Annotated in this window: 4 protein-coding genes; 2 read left to right on the top strand and 2 right to left on the bottom strand. The window is 65.9% G+C overall.

Annotated elements, in window-relative coordinates:
* The first annotated feature begins 81 nt into the window (after positions 1-81).
* Positions 82-17,505, top strand: a complete 17,424-nt coding sequence (locus tag HD883_RS01015; protein WP_179588249.1) for a YDG domain-containing protein — start codon at positions 82-84, stop codon at positions 17,503-17,505.
* Between the two features lie 21 nt (positions 17,506-17,526).
* The gene (locus HD883_RS01010) at positions 17,527-18,264 is read left to right on the top strand and encodes a SapC family protein (RefSeq protein WP_179588250.1); all 738 of its coding nucleotides are present in this window, start codon (positions 17,527-17,529) and stop codon (positions 18,262-18,264) included.
* Between the two features lie 97 nt (positions 18,265-18,361).
* On the opposite strand, the gene urtE is transcribed toward HD883_RS01010, so the two are convergent.
* Together urtE and urtD are read right to left on the bottom strand one after the other, a co-directional pair.
* Positions 18,362-19,054, bottom strand: coding sequence for an urea ABC transporter ATP-binding subunit UrtE (gene urtE / locus HD883_RS01005; RefSeq protein WP_179588251.1), 693 nt, complete (start codon positions 19,052-19,054; stop codon positions 18,362-18,364).
* A 4-nt stretch (positions 19,055-19,058) separates the two neighbouring features.
* On the bottom strand, positions 19,059-19,913 hold the full coding sequence (gene urtD / locus HD883_RS01000) for an urea ABC transporter ATP-binding protein UrtD (RefSeq protein WP_179588252.1): 855 nt from the start codon (positions 19,911-19,913) through the stop codon (positions 19,059-19,061).
* Between the last annotated feature and the right edge of the window lie 16 nt (positions 19,914-19,929).

Genomic DNA, 19,929 nt, shown 5'->3' with positions numbered 1-19,929 from the left:
CACCGATTTCCCACCAGACACCACGAATCAAACCGGCCTCCTGCAGCGAGGCCGTACCGCCCTCCGGGCAGGACTGCCATCATGAGCAAGCAAGACACTCAAGCCAAACCCCGCGTCGTTCACATCCGCATTGGCGGCCGCAAGGCGACGCTGACCTGGCGCCCCCGCAAACGGTTGTCGGCTCTGCTGCTGCGCATGATGTCGCGGGCACGTGAAGCGCTGGTGGCAGCGATCCTTGCGGGGGCCACCGGTTCGGTGTTTGCCGCGCCGCCCGCCGTCAACGCGCTGCCCACCGGCGGCCAAGTGGTCGCGGGCCAGGCCACCATCACGCAGGCCGGCAACGGCATGACCGTGGTGCAAGGCACCGACAAGGCCATCCTGAACTGGGGGTCGTTCAACATCGGCAGCCAGGCCTCGGTCGACTTCAAGCAGCCCGGCATGGGCTCGGTCGCGCTGAACCGCGTCGTCGGCAATGATGCCAGCCAGATCTTCGGCAGCCTGACCGCCAACGGCAGCGTGTTCCTGGTCAACCCGAACGGCGTCATGTTCGGCGCGGGTGCGCGCGTGGACGTGGGCGGCCTGGTCGCCAGCACACTGAACATCAAGGACGACGATTTCCTGAAGGGCAATTACCGGTTTGCGCGGGATGGCGCGACCGGCTCGGTCGTGAACCAGGGTGAACTGCATGCGGCCGACGGCGGCTACGTGGCCCTGCTCGCCCCTGAAGTGCTGAACGAAGGCGTGGTGGCTGCCAAGCTCGGCACCGTTGCCATGGCGGCTGGCGAAACGATCACGCTCGACATGGCCGGTGACGGCCTGGTCAGCGTCAAGGTCGACCCGGCCACGGTGCGCGCGCTGGTCGAAAACCGCCATTTGGTGCAAGCCGACGGTGGCCGCGTGATCATGGCCGCATCGGCAGCCAATGCGCTGCTGGGGGCTTCGGTCAACACGCAAGGGACGATCCAGGCGCAAGGCCTGGTCGAGCGTGACGGCGCCATCTACCTGGACGCCGGCGTGAACGGCGACGCCGTAGTCACCGGCAAGCTGGATGTGTCCAGCGCCACCGGCAAGGGCGGCACGGTGCAGGTCACCGGTCAGCGCGTCGGCCTGTTCGATGGTACGGACATTGATGCAAAGGGCGCGGCGGGCGGCGGCACGGTGCTGGCCGGCGGCGACTGGCAAGGCGGCAACGTGTCGGTCGCGAACGCGCAAAAGACGGTGGTGGGCCAGCAGGTGACCATCGACGCGTCGGCCACCGCGCAGGGCGATGGCGGCAAGGTCGTGATGTGGGCCGATGGCGACACGGTGTTCGCGGGCGGCATTAAGGCACGCGGTGGCAAGGCCGGCGGCGACGGCGGCAAGGTCGAAGTGTCGGGCAAGGAAAACCTGGGTTTTGCGGGCATCGTGGATGCCGGCGCGGACCAGGGCAAGGCAGGTTCGCTGTTGCTGGACCCTAAGAACCTGACGGTGGTAACCAGCGGCGGCGATATCGCCCCGGCCAGCGGCACCGTGGGCTTCGACACGTTGCCCTCGGCCGACAGCAACGTCAATGCGGCCGCCATTACGGCCATCACCAACGCAGGCACGGCAGTCGTTCTGCAGGCCAACAATGACCTGACCGTCAACAGCAGCATTACGACGTCCCCGAATAACGGCGTCACCACGGGCGGGGCCCTGACCTTCCAGGCAGGCCGCTCCCTCGCCGTCAACGCAGCCATCTACAGCGCCGACGGCGACATCACGTTCAAATTCAACGACACCGCCGCGACGTCCAATCGCGATGCAGGCGATGCGTCGTTCAGCAATACCGGCAGCATCGATGCGGGGTCCGGCAAGGTCACCATGACCAACGGCGGCAAGGGGGCATCGTCCACCCTGTCTACCGGCAAGGTCAGCGCGGCGCTGCTCGATGTGACGCAACTGGGTTCCGCGACCGGCGCTGTGGACCTGGGCGAACTGTTCGTGACAGGCGCGCTCAATGTCACGTCGAACGGGCGCGACATCACGGGCAACACGCGGTCGATCGTGAACCGCAACGTCGCTACCTTCAATGCGGGCAGCGGCAACATCACGCTGAACAATTCGAACTCCGACTACAACATCGTCAGTGCGGTCGGCAACAACGTCGTCGTGCGCGACCAGAACGCGGTACAGCTAGGTGCATCGACCGTCGCGGGCAACCTGTCGGTCACGACCAGTGGCGCCGTGGGCTCGACGGGCGTCGTCACGGTGGTCGGAGCAACCACCGTCAACGCCGGCAGCGGCGGCTTTGGCGCGGCTCCGTCCGACGTCACGCTCACCTACGCCAACAATTTCCAGGGCGACCTGTCGGTCACGTCGGGTAACGGGTCGGTGAACGTCCGCGACGCCAACGCCCTGGCACTGGGTTCGATCACCGGCGCCAACGTCACGCTCGTCGCCGGCGGCAATATCTCGCAAAGCGGCGTGTACACCGCGACCGGCTACAGCAACATCACGACGACCAACGCGGGCACGGTCGTGCTCGGCAATGCAGGCAACGACTTCGGCAGCTTCCTGCAGGTCAACACCGCCGGCTCCGCCACGTTCGTGGACAAGAACGACTTGATGTTCGGCACGGGCGCGAGCACCGTCACCGGCAACCTGGCGGTCACGGCCGCCGGCAACATCAGCCAGTACAACAACGAGTACAGCAGCGCGCCGCTGACCGTTACCGGGGACGCCAGCTTTACGGTTACCGCAGCGAACAAGAACCTGTTCCTTGGATCGTCGAATCTGCAAGACGGCAACCTGACCGGCGCGTCCAACAGCATTGGCGGCACCGTCACGCTTGCCACGGCCGGCGCCGGGACGTTCCAGGACATCCAGCTGCGCAACACGAACGCCAATGCAGCCGTCATCAACGGCCTGACCACGGTCGGCCAGTTGCGCAACGTCAAGCTGCGCTACGACAACGCACCCAGCGTCTCGCTGCCCGGCATGACCCTGACCGGCAACCTGCAGGTCTACGCGAACAGTGGCAGCATCACGCAGACGGGCGCGATCGTCGTCAATGGCACCGCGACAAACGGGTACTCGACCTTCCTGGCTGGCGGCGCGAAAGACATCGTGCTGACCGACACGGGCAACGACTTCAACCACATCACGGTGGCCGGCGGCGGCACGGCAACGATCTACGACAAGAATGCGATCGACCTGTCGTCGACCAACGGCACGTTCAGCGTGGGCACCCTGTCGGTGGCGACCAACAACGGCGCCATCACGCAGAGCAGCAACTGGAACACGGTCGTGTCCACCGCGACCAACCTGAATGCCGGCACCGCCGACATCACGTTGAATACGGACTACGGCAACACGTGGACACGGCTCGCGATCGCCGCGGCCCGCAATGCCACGGTGCGCAATACGTCCGGCACGCTGACCCTGGGCGATATCGCCCTGTCCGGCAACCTGAACCTTTCGTCCTATAACAACGGCACATTGAATCAGGCGTCGAACACGTCGGTCACGCTGGGCAGCAACACTACAACGTCGTTCGGCAGCTTTACCAACATTGCCCTGAACAACGCCAATAACGTGCTTGGCAACATCGCCATTTCCAATGGGTCGACGATCTCCCTGCGCGAGAACGACGCCATCACGCAGAGCGGCGCCTGGTACACGCCCAGTTCCGTGTCGGTCACCACCACTAACGACCAGGCAATCAATCTGAACCATTCGGGCAATGTGTTTGGCGGCTTGACGGTGACCCAGGAAAACACCGGCGCCACGACAGCCGGCGCAGTCACCATTGTCGAAGCGGACAATATTGCGCAGAACCTGGCGTGGACCACGCACGGCAACACCACCCTGAATGCACAGGGCTACGTGGTCACGCTCGGCAACGCCAACAACGTGCTGGGCGCCCTGCAAGTGTTGGGTGGCGGGACGACGACCATTTCCGCCAAGGACACGGCCGGCAAGGACGCGATCACCGACTTTGCGGCGTGGAACGCCGGTCAGACCACGCTCAACGCGTACAACAGCACGGGCATCGTCAGCGGCGGCGGCAACATTTCGCTGACCCAGGCAGGCAACGTGCTGGGCGATATCACGCTGCGCGGCAACACCGTGACCATCACGGAAAACAGCAGCATCACGGATAACGGTCAGTGGGTGACGACGGGCACGACGACCCTGAAGGCCACCAACGGGCCCATTGCGCTCGACAACCTGTCCAACGTGCTGGGCAACATCGCCATCGAGGGCACGCCGTCGTATGTCTTCATTACCGAAGCCGATGCGATCACGCAGGCTGCGGCCTGGAAGGTGGGCACCGCGCCCGTCACGCTGAACTCGCGCGCCTTCGGCATTGACCTGACGGCATCGGGCAACGTGCTGGGTGCCATTGACATCATCACGACGTCGGGGGTGCCGACATCGGTCAAGATCACTGAAGACGACGCGATCACGCAAGGAAGCGCATGGTCCTTGGCCGGAAAAAGTGTCGACCTGGTTGCCGAGAACAACAAGGCCATCACGCTGAACAACGTCGCCAATCAGATGGGCAACCTGACGATCACGGGCGGCGCCGTTTCCATTACCGAAAACGATGTGATCACCCAGGGCAACGCCTGGACCACGACCGGCACGACGTCGCTGACGACCACGGCCACCAACGCCGGCATTACGCTGACCCATTCGGCCAACGTCCTTGGCAACCTGGCGATCGCTGGCGCCACCAGCGTGGCCATCACTGAAAATGACGACATCACCCAGGCCAGTGCCTGGACCCTTGGCACCGCGTCGGTCGCGTTGAATGCCGGCACGCATGATGTTGCGTTCACGCAAGCACTGAACAAGGTGGGTGACCTGACGGTGACGGCTGCCAACGCGGCCATCACCGAAAACGATCTGATTTCCGATGGCAACGCCTGGAACGTCAGTGGGCTGACGACCCTGACGGCGGGCACGAACAAGATCGTGCTTGATGCCAATCCGCGCAGCGACTTCGGCACGGTCAAGATCGTGTCGGCCGACACCGCCGACATCCTGGCCAGGAACGGCATTGTGTTCGATACGTCGACCGTGACCAATGGCATGACCGTCAACGCGGGCGGCGCCATTACCCAGGTTAGCGCGATCCGCGCGGATTCGCTGCTGCTCAGCGGCACGGGTCCCGTTACGCTGACCAACGCCGGCAACCATGTCACCAAGCTGGCGGCGGGCCTGTCCGGTGCGCTGAGCTATACCGACAGCGGCACCTTCGATATCGCGAACCTCGGCAATACCACCGGCATCAACGTGGGCGCCAATACCGTCACGCTGAACGCGGGCGGCACCGTCACCAGCCTGGGCAGCGTCAGCGCGGCCAGCACCGGCCTGTCGGTCACGGCGGGCAGCGTCCTGGCCTTGCCAGCAATGACCATCGCGGGCGCGCAGTCGTACACCTCGGCGGCCGGCATCACGATCAATGCCAACGTCAGCAGCACGGCGGCCGGCGCCATTACCTTCACCGGCCCGACCACGCTTGCCAATGATCTGACGGTGCAGTCCGTCAATTCGGCCATCACGTTCGACGGCGCCGTGGCAGGCGCCAACAAACAGCTGATCGTGAATGCCGGCACGGGCGCCGCCAACTTCCGCGGCGCCGTATCGAATATCGGCAATGCCGCCAGCGCGAGCACCGTCCTGCAATTGACGTCGGGCAACGCCACGTTCGACTCCACGGTGCAGACCAACAACGGCGTGTCGATGACGGGCCCGGTCACGTTCAAGAATGACGTGACCCTCGGCTCGGCCATCAGCAATGCCAGCTCGCTCTTCACGGGCGAAGTGACGCTGGCCAAGGCCACCGCACAGAACGTCTCAGCCTTCAATGGCCTGACCTTCCGCAACGGCCTGGCGCTGCAGAACGCCGCGGCCACCGTGTCGACCAACAACAGCGCCCTCGCCTTTGCCACCGCAGGCACCGTGCATGGCGCACGCGGCCTGACCTTGAACGCGGGCACCGGGGCCATCACCGGCCTGGACCGCATCGGCTCGGACCTAACGTCCCTGTCGGTGACCGGCAACGCCTTGGCCCTGCCTGCGGGCGGCATCGCGATCAATGGCGCGCAGTCCTACACCGCCACCGGCGGCTCGTCGATCATGCTGAACGGCAACGTGACCAGCACCGCAGCAGGCGCCATCGCTTTCAATGGCCCGGTTGTCCTGGCAGGTACGTCCGCCGTGACGGCGGTCGACTCGGCCGTCAGTTTCACCAGCAGCATCGACGGTGCGCGGGATCTGACGATCGCCAACGGCACCGGCGTCAAGAATTTCGTGGGCCCCATTGGCGGCACGACCGCCCTGGGCGACGGCACGGGCGCGGCACTGACCCTGTCGGGCACCGGGGCGGCCAGTTTCAGCGACACCGTCAACGCCCGCAGCGGCATGACGGCTGCCGGCGCAGTCACGTTCGCCAAGGCGGTCACGCTGGCCGACGGCACCGTGGGCTCGGCCTTTGCCGGCCCCGTGGCCATCGGTGGCACCTTCAGCGGCTACGACGGCATCGCCTTCAATGGCGGCATGGCCTTGTCGGGCGCCACCACCATCACCTCGAACGGCAGCACCATTGCCCTTGGCGGCGCCGTGACTGGCGCGCAGACCCTGACGCTCAATGCGTTGGCGGGCGGCGCCGGTGCAATCACCGGCCTCAACAACATCTCGCCGCTGCTGACCGGCCTGACGCTTAGCGCGCAGACCTTGACGCTACCCGCCAACCTGGGGGTGGCCGGCGCGATGACCTTCACCGCGCCCGGCGGCATTACCGTGGCGGGCGCCTTGGGCAGCGCCACGCAAGGCGGCGCGATCACGTTCAACAACGCCGTGACCTTGAGCGGCGATTCCACCATCGCCACCTTGAACAGCGGCGTCACCTTTGCCGACACGTTGGCGGGCGGCGGACGCGACCTGATTGTCAGCACTGGCACAGGCACGAAAACGTTCACCGGCGCTGTCAGCAACCTTGGCGCCGGCGCGGACGCTGCGCTGACGCTCCAAGGCTCCGGCGCCTCGACCTTCGCCAGCACGGTCAACGCCAACTCGGGTCTGCTCGTCCAGGGCGGCGGCGCGACGCGCTTCCAGAACAATGTGACGCTCGGCAACGGCCTGACCGGCACCAACCTCGGCACGGGCCTGGTCACCATCGGGCGGTCGGGCGCCACCACTACCTTCAGCTCGTACGGCGGCGTTCAGACGCAAGCGATGGACCTGGCCGGCGACACATCCATCATCTCCAACAGCAGCGGTGTCGTGATCGGCGGCGCGCTCAACGGGGCCGCCAATCTTTCCGTCAATTCGGGAGCAGCGACCACGACCTTTGCCGGGCAGGTTGGCAACACGGTCCAACTCGGTAGCGGCGTGGGCGCCGCCATCACATTGACCGGCGTCGGTACCACCTCGTTTGAAAACACCCTGGCTACGCGCGGCCACCTGGCCGCGACAGGCAACGTCACGCTCAAGCAAGCCACCAGCCTCGGCGGTGCGGCCGCCAGCACCATCGGCGGGCGCCTGACCCTGAATGGCGCAACGAACGTGCTGGCAGCCGGCGGCCTGACGGTCAACGGCGGCACGACGCTGTCGACGAGCACCACGGTGACCACGACCAACCGCGGCATCGTCCTGCACGGCGGGATCGACGGCGCACGCGCGCTGACGCTCGATGCGGGCACGGGAGGCATTCAGCTCAGCACGACGGGCGGCACGACGGCACTGACCTCCTTGACCGCGACCGGCGGCGCCCTCGCCCTCGGCGATGTCACCACGACCGGCGCGCAGGTCTACACCGGCTCGACCACGACGGCGTCCGGTGCGCTGCAAGGCGTGGGCGTGCGTGTCAACGGTGCGCTGGTCACGGCAGCCGGCACGTCGCTCAACGCACGCACGGGCACCCTGAATCTGAACGGAACGGTCAACGCAGGCGCCAACGCGCTGCGCCTGATCGGCGACGATATCGACCTGGGCGGCGCGATCACCAGCACGGGCGCACTGGCCGTCGAGACCTTCTCGGCAGGCCGTGCGATCACCCTGGGCGCCTCGACACCCACGGCCAACACGCTCAGCCTGACGGCCAGCGAACTGGGCCAGCTGCCGGCCAGCCTGGCCTCGCTGTCCATCGGTGTCGCCAACTCGGGCAATATCGCCCTGGCCGGCAACCTGGCAGCCGGCACCACCGCGCTGGCGCTGACCACCGGTGGCGCGATTCAACAGACGGCAGGTGGCATCACCTCGGGTGCGCTGACCGTGTCGGCGCCCGGCGCCGTATCGTTGACAAGCGCAACCAATGCGTTTGGCGCGGTGACCGTATCGACCGCCCCATCGGCCTTGGCGCTGACCAATACCCGCGACATCCTGCAAGGCAATACCTGGGCCCTGGGCAACGCGGCCGTCACGCTGAATGCGGGCACCAACAACATCACGCTGGACCGCAGCGGCAATACCTTTGGCGTACTGAGCCTGACCGGCAAGAACGCCACCGTGCTGGAAAGCGCGGCGACCACCCTGGGCGCCACCGCGCTCAGCGGCAACCTGACCGCAACGTCGACCGGCGGAATCTCGCTGGGCGCCACGACAGGCGTGGCCGGCAATGCCGCGCTGAATGCCGCTGACCTGATCACCCAGGCCAACGGCGCAAAGCTGACCGTGGGGGGCGACCTGTCGCTTACCACGACGCACACCGCTGGCAACGTGGCCATCGACAACCGGGGCGCCGCAAGTACCGTGCTCGGCGACACGCTGGTCGGTGCCGACTATGCCTTGAATGCCGCTGGCCAGACCGTGAGTCAGGCCGCAGGCACCTCGGTCAAGGTCGCAGGCACGTTCTCGCCTTCAGGCGCGTCGATCAACCTGGGCAATACCGGCAACCTGTTTGGCACGCTTGCCATTTCGGGCGCCACCGGTACGACCGTCGTCAAACAAAACGGCGTCGTCACCTTGGGTGACCGCGTCGAGACAGGCAATCTGACTGTCATCAGCGACGCCAGCAGCGACGTATTCGGCGGACCGACCATCGCCGGCAACGCCGTTGCCCTGGCCGGCGCGCAGAACGCGATCGGCGGCAAGATCTCGGTCACCACTGCGGCGCCGGCCATCGTCAGCGGCGGCGCCGACGTGCAGACCGGTATCGTGCAGGCCGCCAACACCACGCTGCAGATCACGGGCGACGCCAGCTTTACGGCAATGCCTTCGACCGCCGGCACGTTGGGCATCAACCTGAGCAACACCGGCAATACCTTCGGCAGCCTGACCCTGTCGGGTGACACCATCAAGGTGGCCAGCAGCAATGCCGCGGTCATCAAGGGCGCGACCGCCGTCAACGGCGTGGACATCGTCAGTGACGGCGCCGTGACCGTGACGGGCGCGGTGCGCAGCACCGCGGGCGACACCCTCATCACGTCGGGCAGCGACCTGACGATCGCCGCGGGCGGCAGCGTCGCGGCCGCCAACGGCAACGCCGTGCTGGCCACGGGCACCACCGGCCACTTCATCAACAACGCGGGCGCAAGCGCCGTGACAACCGACGCGGGCCATCGCTGGCTGATCTATGTGGGCGACAAGGCCGGCAATACCTTCGGAAACCTGAACAGCCAGAACACCGCTGTCTGGAACGCGACGCTGGCAGGCCTTGCGCCCGCATCGGTCACGGCCACCGGCAACCGCTACCTGTTCAACGCCACCCCGGTGCTGACCTTCAGCGGCAAGACGCTGACCAAGACCTATGGCGACGCGCTGGACGTCTCGTCCGCCTTCACCATTGGCGGGCTGGAAACCGGCGTCACCAACGCCTATGTGGGCGACTCGCTGGCCACCGTGCTGGCCGGTTCGCCCGTCGTGACGTCGGACGGTTCGGCCGCAACCGCCGTGGTAACCGCATCGCCTTATGCCATCAAGCTGGATGGCGCATCGCTGGTGACGGCCAACGGCTACACGCTGGGCGCCGTCACCGATGGCACCTTGACGGTCGACCAGCGCGTGCTGACCGTCAATGCCACTGGCAGCAAGGTTTATGACGCCACCACGGGTCTGACCGGCGCGACGTTCACGTTGGGCAACACCGTCAACAGCGACGAGGTTGCCGCCAGCGGCACCACGGTCTTTGCGACCAAGGATGCCGGCGCGGGCAAGGCGCTGACGCTGTCGGGTGTTCAGCTCAGTGGCGCCGCAGCGGGCAACTACCGCGTCGGCACTACCTCTGGCACGGGCACGATCACCAAGGCCGCGCTGACCATTGGCGCGACCGGCAATGACAAGACCTACGACGCCACACGCGGCGCCACCGTGGCGCTGACCGACAACCGCCTGGGCACCGACGTGCTGACGCTGGGGTATGGCCAGGCGACGTTTGCCGACAAGAACGCCGAGGCGAACAAAGCCGTGGCTGTCACGGGCATCACCCTGGCCGGAACGGACGCAAACAACTACACGTTCAACACCACGACCGCCACGACGGCGACCATCAACAAGGCCGTGCTGACGGTGGGCGCCACCGGCACGAACAAGACCTATGACTCCACCACGGGCGCCACGGTCACGCTGAACGACAACCGCCTTGGCAGCGACGTGCTGACGCTGACCCATGGCGGCGCGGCGTTCTCAGACAAGAACGCGGGCAACGGCAAGACGATTACGGTGTCCGACATTTCCGTCACGGGCGCCGATGCTGGCAACTACACGGCCAACACGACCGCATCGGCGCAGGCCAACATTGCCAAGGCCAACCTGAGCATTACGGTCGACGGCGTCGACAAGGTGTACGACACGACGCGTAACGCCACGGTCGCCTACACCGATGGCCGCTTTGCCAATGACCAGCTGACGATTACCGGCACGGCCACGTTTGCGGACAAGAACGCCGGTAACGGCAAGGCCGTGACTGTCACCAACATTGCAGTAGGCGGTATTGACGCAGGCAACTACACCACGTCCACCACGGGCGCACTGACCACGGCCAACGTGACCAAGGCGGCGCTGACCGTTGGCGCGGCCGGCGTGGCCAAGACGTATGACGCGACCACCAACGCCGCCGTCACGCTGAACGACAATCGCCTGGGCAACGATGTGCTGACCCTGGCGTATGGCCAGGCGGCGCTGGCTGACAAGAACGCGGGTGCCGCCAAGGCGGTCAACGTGACAGGCATTACGGTCACGGGCACGGACGCCGCCAACTACACCGCGAACACCACCACTACGACGACGACGTCCGTGGCGAAGGCCAGCCTGACGGTCGGCGCAACCGGTGTCGACAAGGTGTACGACGCCACGACCGTTGCCAGCGTCAACTACACCGACAGCCGCTTTGCGGGCGACCAGCTGACCCTGTCGGGCAATGCCGTGTTCGCCGACAAGAACGCGGGCGCGGGCAAGGCCATCAGCATTTCCGGCATTACCGCCGGCGGTACTGACATGGGCAACTATGTGCTGGCGAACACCACGGCATCGACCACCGCGTCGATCTCGAAGGCACAGCTGACCGCCACGGCAACCGGCGCCGACAAGGTGTATGACGGCACGACGGTGGCCAACGCCACCCTGGCCGACAACCGCCTGGGCACGGACCAGCTGACGCTGGGCTATGCCTCGGCCAACTTCCTGGACAAGAATGTCGGGACCGGCAAGCTGATCAACGTGACGGGTGTCACCCTGTCGGGCGCGGATGCCGGCAACTACACCGTGGGCACGACGGCCATCGGTTCGGGCGCGATCAGCAAGGCGCTGCTCGCCGTCTCGCTTCTGGGCACGGATAAGGTGTACGACGCCACCACGGCGGCCACGGTCAGCCTGGTCGACAACCGCGTGTCCAACACGGACGCGCTGTCGATCAGCTACGCTGGCGCAGCATTTGCGGACAAGAACGCGGGCGCCAACAAGGCGATCACCGTGACGGGTCTGCGTATCGTGGGCGCCGATGCCGACAACTACACGATCGACACGTCGGGCGTCACCAACGCCAAGGCCAACATCGCCAAGGCCACATTGACCGCCAGCGCAACCGGCATCGACAAGGTCTATGACGCCACCACCGGCGCCACCGTGTCCCTGGCCGACAATCGTATCGGCACCGACCAGCTCACCCTGGCCTACGGCGCAGCCGCCTTTGCGGACAAGAATGCGGGCGCGGGCAAGGCCGTGACCGTATCGGGCATCACCCTGTCTGGCGCGGACGCCGGCAACTATGTGGTGAACACAGGCGCGGCCACGACCGCCACCATCAACAAGGCCGCACTGACTGTTGGCGCAACCGGCATCGACAAGGTCTACGACACGACCACGGCCGCCACGGTGAACCTGACCGACAACCGCCTGGCCAACGACGCCCTGACGGTCGCCTATGGCAGCGCGTCCTTTGCGGACAAGAACGCCGGCGCGAACAAGGCGGTGACGGTGTCGGGCCTGACCATTGCCGGCGCCGACGCGAGCAACTACGTCATCGACACCAGCGCCGCCACGCAAACGACGGCCACCATCGCCAAGGCTGCGTTGGCCATCGGCGCAACCGGCAACGGCAAGGTGTACGACACCACGACTGCTGCCACCGTCAACCTGAACGACAACCGCCTGGGCGCCGATCAATTGACCGTGGCCTACGGCAGTGCGTCGTTCGCCGACAAGAACGCCGGCAACGGCAAGACGGTGTCGGTGGCGGGTCTGACCGTGACCGGCGCCGATGCAGGCAACTACCTGGCCAACACCAGTACGTCGACCACTGCCGATATTGCCAAGGCACAACTGACCGTGGGCGCGGCGGGCATCGACAAGGTGTACGACACCACCACCGTTGCGACCGTCAACCTGAGCGACAACCGCCTGGGCGCCGATCAGCTCGTTCTGGGTTACGGCAATGCGGCCTTTGCCGACAAGAATGCCGGCACTGGCAAGACGGTGTCGGTCGCGGGCCTGACCGTGACCGGGACCGACGCCGGCAACTACGTGGCCAATACCACTGCCACCACGACCGCCACGATCGCCAAAGCGTCGTTGAACATCGGCGCGACCGGCATCGACAAGGTGTACGACACCACGACGGTTGCCAACGTCAACTTGAATGACAACCGCCTGGGCGCCGATCAACTGACGGTGGGCTATGGCGCGGCCGCGTTTGCCGACAAGAATGCCGGCGACGGCAAGACGGTGTCGGTGGCGGGTCTGACCGTGACCGGTGCCGATGCGGGCAACTATGTGGCCAACACGAGCACTGCGACGACGGCCAACATTGCCAAGGCGCAGCTGACGATTGCCGCATCCGGCATCGACAAGGTGTACGACGCCACCACCGTTGCCAACGTGAACCTGGGCGATAACCGCCTGGGCACCGACCAGCTGACGCTGGGCTATGGCAACGCCGCGTTTGCCGACAAGAACGCCGGCAACGGCAAGACGGTCTCGGTCGCGGGTATCAGCGTGACCGGTGCGGATGCCGGCAACTATGTCGCCAACACGACCGCTGCCACCACTGCCAACATCGCCAAGGCTTCGTTGACCATCGGCGCGACGGGCATCGACAAGGTGTACGACACCACCACCGTTGCCACCGTCAACCTGAACGACAACCGCCTGGGAACCGACCAGCTCACCCTGGGTTACGGCGACGCGGCGTTTGCCGACAAGAATGCCGGCAACGGCAAGACCGTCTCGGTAACGGGTTTGACCGTGACCGGGTCGGACGCGGGCAACTATGTGGCCAACACCGGCACCACCACCACCGCCAACATTGCCAAGGCGCAGTTGACGGTCGGCGCGGCCGGCATCGACAAGGTGTATGACACCACCACCGCTGCCACCGTCACGCTGAACGACAACCGCCTGGGTGCCGATCAGTTGACCGTGGGCTACGGCAACGCCGCCTTCAGCGACAAGAACGCGGGCAACGGCAAGACGGTGTCGGTGGCCGGGATCACGGTCGTGGGCGCCGACGCCGGCAACTATGCCGTCAACACTGGAACCACGACCACGGCCAGCATCGCCAAGGCGCAGTTGACCATTGGCGCCACCGGCATCGACAAGGTGTACGACGCCACGACCGTGGCCAACGTGACCCTGGGTGACAACCGCCTGGGCGCCGACCAGCTGACGCTGGGCTACGGCAACGCCACGTTCGCCGACAAGAATGCCGGCAACGGCAAGACGGTCTCGGTCGCAGGCATTACGGTGACGGGTGCCGATGCCGGCAATTACGCCGCGAATACCACGGCCGCCACCACGGCCACCATCGCAAAGGCGCAATTGACGGTGGGCGCGGCTGGCATCGACAAGGTGTACGACACCACGACCGTTGCCAACGTCAACTTGAATGACAACCGCCTGGGCAACGATCAGCTGACGCTGGCCTATGGCAATGCCGCGTTTGCCGACAAGAACGCCGGCAACGGCAAGGCCGTGAACGTCGCGGGCATTGCCGTCACGGGCGCGGATGCAGGCAACTACATCGCGAACACCACGGCCGCCACCACGGCCAACATCGGCAAGGCCGCGCTGAACATTGGCGCGACCGGCGTCGACAAGGTGTACGACGCGACGACCGGTGCGAGCGTCACCCTGAACGACAACCGCCTGGGCAATGACAGCGTGTCGCTGGCCTACGGCAACGCGGCGTTTGCGGACAAGAACGCGGGTGCGGGCAAGAGCGTGTCGGTGGGCGGGATTACGGTCACGGGCGCCGATGCAGGCAACTATGTGGCCAACACCACGGCATCGACCACGGCCAACATTGCGAAGGCAGCGTTGACCATTGGCGCGGCCGGTATCGACAAGGTGTACGACGCCACGACGGTTGCGAACGTCAACCTGAACGACAACCGCCTGGGCAGCGACAGCCTGACGCTGTCGTACGGCAACGCGGCGTTCGCGGACAAGAACGCGGGAGCCGGCAAGGCCATCACCGTGGCAGGCATTACCGTGGCAGGCGCCGATGCAGGCAACTACATCGCCAACACCACGGCGGCCACGACTGCCAATATCGCCAAGGCGCAACTGACCGTTGGCGCAGCCGGTATCGACAAGGTGTACGACACCACCACCGTTGCCAACGTCAACCTGAATGACAATCGCCTGGGCAACGACGCCCTGTCGCTGTCGTATGCCAACGCTGCCTTTGCCGACAAGAACGCCGGCAGCAACAAGGCCGTCAACGTGGCAGGCATTACCGTGGCGGGCGCCGATGCAGGCAACTACATCGCGAACACCACGGCTTCCACAACCGCCACCATCGCCAAGGCTGCGCTGACCGTCGGCGCAGCCGGCATCGACAAGGTGTACGACGCAAGCACCAACGCTGCCGTGGCGCTGAACGACAACCGCCTGGGCAGCGACAGCCTTACGCTGTCGTACGGCAATGCGGCGTTCGCGGACAAGAACGCCGGGGCCGGCAAGGCCATCACCGTGGCGGGCATTGCCATCGGTGGCACCGACGCAGGCAACTACGTCGCGAACACCACCGCGTCGACCACGGCCACCATTGCGAAGGCAGCGTTGACCGTTGGCGCGGCCGGTATCGACAAGGTGTACGACACCACGACCGTGGCTGGCGTGACCCTGAACGACAACCGCTACGGCACCGATCAGTTGACCCTGGGCTACGGCAACGCCGCCTTTGCCGACAAGAATGCCGGCAGCAACAAGGCTGTCAACGTGGCAGGCATTACGGTGACGGGCGCGGACGCAGGCAACTACATCGCGAACACGTCGGCTGCCACCACCGCCAATATCGCCAAGGCGCAATTGACCGTGGGCGCGGCCGGCATCGACAAGGTGTATGACACCACCGCCGTTGCCAACGTCAACTTGAACGACAACCGCCTGGGCGCCGATCAGTTGAGCGTGGGCTACGGCACTGCCGCCTTCGCGGACAAGAACGCGGGCAACGGCAAGACGGTGTCTGTGGCGGGCATTACCGTGACGGGCATCGACGCAGGCAACTACGTCGCCAACACCACGGCAGCCACCACCGCCACCATCGCCAAGGCGGCGTTGACGGTCGGCGCGGCTGGCATCGACAAGGTGTACGACGCCACCACGGTTGCCAACGTCAACCTGAACGACAACCGACTGGGCGCCGATCAACTGACGCTGGGCTATGCCAACGCCACATTCGCGGACAAGAACGCCGGCAGCAACAAGGCGGTCAATGTGGCGGGCATTACCTTGGGTGGCGTCGACGCAGGCAACTACGTCGCCAACACCTCGGCATCCACCACGGCCAACATTGCCAAGGCGCAACTGACGGTGGGCGCGACCGGCATCGGCAAGGTGTACGACACCACCACCGCCGCCAACGTCGCCCTGACCGACAACCGCCTGGGCAACGACAGCCTGTCGCTGACCTACGGCAACGCGGCCTATGCCGACAAGAACGCCGGCGCCAACAAGCTGGTGAACGTGGCGGGTATTTCCGTCACGGGAGCGGACGCGGCGAACTATGTCGCCAACACCACGGCCACCACCACCGCCACCGTTGCCAAGGCAGCGTTGACGGCAACGGCCACCGGCATCGACAAGACCTACGACGCGTCCACCGCGGTCGCGGTGGCATTGGCTGACAACCGCCTGGGCAATGACAGCCTGACGCTGTCTTACGCCAACGCGTCGGTGGCGGACAAGAACGCCGGCCAGGACAAGCAGGTGCTGGTGTCCGGCATCAGCGCCACGGGTGCGGACGCCGCCAACTACACCGTCAACGGCACGGCGTCGACCACGGCGGATATCGCCAGGGCCACGCTGGTCGTCACGGGCACGGGCCTGCCGAAGGTCTATGACGGGTCCACCGTGGGCATCGTGCAGTTCAACGACAACCGCGTGGCCGGTGACAACGTGACGATCGTGAACCCGATCGCCGCCTTCCTGGATGCCGAAGTGGGCACCGGCAAAACGATGAACGTGTCGGGCTTCTCGCTCGGTGGCGCCGATGCCGGCAACTACCTGCTGGCGTCCAACAGCTTCACGATCACCGGGGACATCATTGCCGCATCGGCCCTGCCGCCGGTACTGCCGCCGGCCGTGCCCGCGCCTGTGGTGGCGACGCAGACCCAGGCCGTGCTGACCCCGCCGCCCGCGGCGACCGAAACGCTGCCGGTCGTGAGCGACCTTGCCATGACCTCGGGCGGCAGCAGCAACGGCATCGTGATCGCCGCGGCCACCGTGCCGGCAACGGCCACGATGGGCTCGGCCGCGAATGTCGTTGGCGCGACCGCGGACGGCCGTGCCGTGACCGGTACACTGACGCTGGTGCCGCGTGGCGAAACGTCCACGATGGACTTCGCGGTCCAGACCGGCAACAGCACGAGCTGGTCGTTCAAGGTGCCTGCCGAAGCCGTCAAGGCAGTGCTGCCGGCCAACGCGGTTGCCGTCGATGCCGTGCTCGACAACGGCCAGCCGTTGCCGGCCTGGCTGCAGTTCGATGCCAAGACGCTGACGTTCCAGGCGGTCGACGCACCGGCCGGCGCCCTGCCCCTCAAGGCTGCGGTACGCTTCAACTCTACGAGCCAGGTGATCGACGTCCTGGTCACCAACTGATCTACGCAAGGATTCTTCATCATGACAACCGACAAGGTCGAAACCGCCGAAGCCGCCGCCGTGCAGCTGTTCCAGCAGGCGGCCCCGCTCGACCCCGCGCGCCATCAGGACCTGAAGCTCGACCGGTCGGTCGGCTTCGCCTTCGCGCGCAACCAGACCGCCGTGCCGATCGTGGCCACCGAATTTGCCATGGCCGCGCGCGACCTGCCCATCGTGTTCGCCGGCGAAGGCCGCCTGCCGATGGCCGTGCTGGGCATCCGTTCCGGTGAAAACCTGCTGGTCGGCGACGACGGCGCCTGGGTGGCCGGCCGCTACGTGCCCGCCCACCTGCGCCGCTATCCCTTCATCCTGCAGGAAGACGAGGCGCAGCAGCGCTTTGCGCTGTGCATCGACGAAGCCGCCCCGCACTTCCAGTCGCAAGACAAGGGCGAGCCCCTGTTCAACGACGCCGGCGCCACGCCCCTGGTGACCGAGATGCTGCAATTCCTGGGCGAGATCCAGGGCGGCTTCGCGCAGACCCAGGCCTATGCGGCCGCGCTGGTCGCCGCGGACCTGCTGATCGAACGATCAGCGGTGGTCGAACTCAAAAGTGGCGAGCGCGTGACGCTGGAAGGCTTCTTTGTGGTGGACGAAGAGAAGTTCTCGCGCCTGCCGATCGAAACGCTGGCGGAATGGGCGCAGAAGGGCTGGCTGCCCCTGACCTACTTCCACCTGCAATCGCGGCTGAACTGGACCCACCTGGTGGATCTGGCCGTCTGACCGTCAGCGTGGGCCGGGTCCGTCCCGGCGGCAGGGGTATCCGAACACGGCAAGCTGGCTTGCCGTGTTTTTTTATTGAGTCGGCAAGCTCTGTGTCCTACACCGTGATCAGTTCCCGCACCTTGTTCTGCTGCATCTCGGTTCCCCTCCCATTTGCCACGATTTCCCCGCGGCTCATCACCCAGTAGCCATCGGCGATTTCTTCGGCAAAGTCGTAGAACTGTTCGACCAGCAGCACGGTCATGCCGGACTCTTCGACCAGGCGCCGCAGGGTGCGGCCAATATCCTTGATGATGGACGGCTGGATGCCTTCGGTGGGCTCGTCCAGGATCAGCAGGGTCGGCTCGCTCATCAGGGCGCGGCCGATCGCCAATTGCTGCTGCTGGCCGCCCGACAGGTCGCCGCCGCGCCGGTGCTTCATGGTGTGCAGCACCGGAAACAGTTCATAGATCCGGTCGGGCACGCCCTTGGGCGCGGCCTTGCTGGCGGCGCCCACCAGCAGGTTTTCTTCCACGGTCAGCCGCGAAAAGATATCGCGGCCCTGCGGCACGTAGCCGAAGCCGCCGGCCACGCGCGCCGGTGTGGGCAGGCCATCAAAGGCCTTGCCCTGCCACGCGATGCGGCCACTGCGGGCGCGCACCACGCCCATCAGGCATTTCAACAGCGTGCTCTTGCCGACGCCGTTGCGGCCCAGCAGCACGGTCAGCTCGCCCGTCGGCGCCGACATCGTCACATCGCGCAGGATGTGGCTGCCGCCGTAGTATTGGTTGAGCTTGTCGACCTCGAGCATGCGCTCATCTCCCCAGATAGGATTCGATCACGGTGTCATTGGCGCGCACGGTGTCCAGCGTGCCTTCGGCCAGCACGCTGCCTTCGGCCATGACCGTGACCTTGCCCGTGTCGCCGGCCAGCGCGCCCACGAAGTCCATATCGTGCTCGACCACCATCATCGAGCACGACCCGCGCAGGCCGTTCAGCAGCGCCGCCAGTTCCATGGTTTCTTCATCGGTGATGCCGGCGGCCGGTTCGTCGAGCAGCAGCAGGCGCGGCTGCTGCATCAGCAGCATGCCGATTTCCAGCCGCTGCTTCTGCCCGTGCGACAGATCCCCCGCCAGGCGAAACGCGTCCTGCTCAAGGTTGAGCAGGCTCAGGATTTCTTCGACGCGGGCCTGCGCTGGCCGCGTGAAGCGCGAGCGCAAGGACGGCCACCAGCCCTTGTCGGTCTTCATGGCCAGCTCCAGGTTTTCCCAGACCGGGTGGCTGGCGAACACCGTGGGCTTCTGGAACTTGCGGCCGATGCCGATGCGCGCGATCGACGGTTCGTCCATGCGCCGCAGGTCGATGGTCTGGCCCAGGAACACCTTGCCGGTCTGGCATCGGGTCTTGCCGGTGATCACATCCATCATGGTGGTCTTGCCCGCGCCATTGGGCCCGATGATGCAGCGCAGTTCGCCTTCGTCGATCGACAGTGTCAGCTTGTTGAGCGCCTTGAAGCCATCGAAGCTGACGGTCACGTCCTCCAGGTACAGGATGGGTCCGTGCGAGACATCGATTTCGCCGGGCCGCAGGATGTGGCCCAGGCCGGTGGTGCTGCCGCTGGCGTTGGTGCCTTCGTCATCGTCCTTGTCACGCGTCAGATAGGGATTCATCGCGCGCTCCGCTTGC

Source organism: Pigmentiphaga litoralis, assembly GCF_013408655.1.
Classification (GTDB): domain Bacteria; phylum Pseudomonadota; class Gammaproteobacteria; order Burkholderiales; family Burkholderiaceae_B; genus Pigmentiphaga; species Pigmentiphaga litoralis_A.
The sequence above is the reverse complement of the archived record's forward strand: the minus strand, read 5'-3'. Positions and strand labels throughout refer to the sequence as shown.